The sequence below is a fragment of the Xanthomonas cissicola genome (assembly GCF_008801575.1).
GTDB lineage: Bacteria > Pseudomonadota > Gammaproteobacteria > Xanthomonadales > Xanthomonadaceae > Xanthomonas > Xanthomonas cissicola.
The window spans coordinates 1-1,028 of sequence record NZ_VZPL01000202.1; the positions used below are offsets into that span (position 1 = coordinate 1).

Sequence of the window (1,028 nt, forward strand, 5' to 3'; positions counted from 1 at the left end):
GTGCGCAGGCTGCGCAAGGGCGACAAGCGCGTCTTCAAGTTCGATGCCAATGGCGAATTCGTCATGGGGCATCGAATCGTCAGCCATTTCATTCAGCTGATTTGGCGAATCGAGATTGGTGAGAATGCAATAAAAGAGGAATTTACCCCGCAATGGAATGAGTTTTGCACTCGATTGAGAGAAATAGCGAATCTCAGAGCGGAAACCTGGTCAGACATCATCGAAAGTCCTTACTTTGAAGATTCTGCACCCAGTATCTATGGCAGATGGTTCCAGGAAAATGTAGCAAAAATGCATTTTCCTCCGGTCATCCCGGACGTACCTGACCCTGTTGAGAACACGTTGATTGCCACCGGTAGTCGTATCCCCTGCTCGGGCATCTGGGAGCCGGTGGATGCGCCGAAGCCAAAGAAATTCAGCCTGTTTTCCAAGCCGGATATACCGACTGGCTTTTTGCCTTATATAGGCGCACTCAATTATCTTCATGATGGTTCGCCTGCACCACAAGCCGGCCAAATTGTGAGGGACACCAACATCGACATTGATGTCGTCTGGCGCCTGATCTGGCGCGACGACCGCTACGAGGACGGCACCATTCCGGAGGAGGAAGCCGACTACGTGTTCATGCAGCCGGACAGGCCTGCCGCCGCTGTGGACGCCCCCGCGCCGTCAGGGTATCGCCAGGTATTTGCGATGAGCGGTCAGCGCGCATCGCATGCCGGCCGTTGGCTGGTGATGGACGACCTGACCGCTGCGGCGGAGTTCAACGAAGGCGATGAACTGCCCTTGCACCAGGGCCGCAAGGTGCAATGGGTATTGGCGACCGAGTGATGTGGCCCAAGGACGGAGCGCTGCGTTCGCACGCCCGCCCCCCGGCGGCCTCAGTTTAAGCGAGTTCCGCGCGATGGCGGCCGATGTCGGCAGTTGGACCTGGGGCACGGTGCAAGGCGCCTTCAACGTCAAGGCCTCGCTGTCGCAGATTCTGGTGGATGCGGTGATCGGCATGATCCCGCTGGTGGGCGACGTCA

The 1,028-nt window shown here is 57.6% G+C and carries 1 protein-coding gene; it reads left to right on the top strand.

The genetic code is table 11. The features are described from left to right. Positions 1-831: Imm71 family immunity protein (locus tag F7R02_RS25515; protein WP_151210329.1), on the top strand; the 831-nt coding region annotated here is incomplete at its 5' end. Positions 832-1,028: the final 197 nt, after the last annotated feature.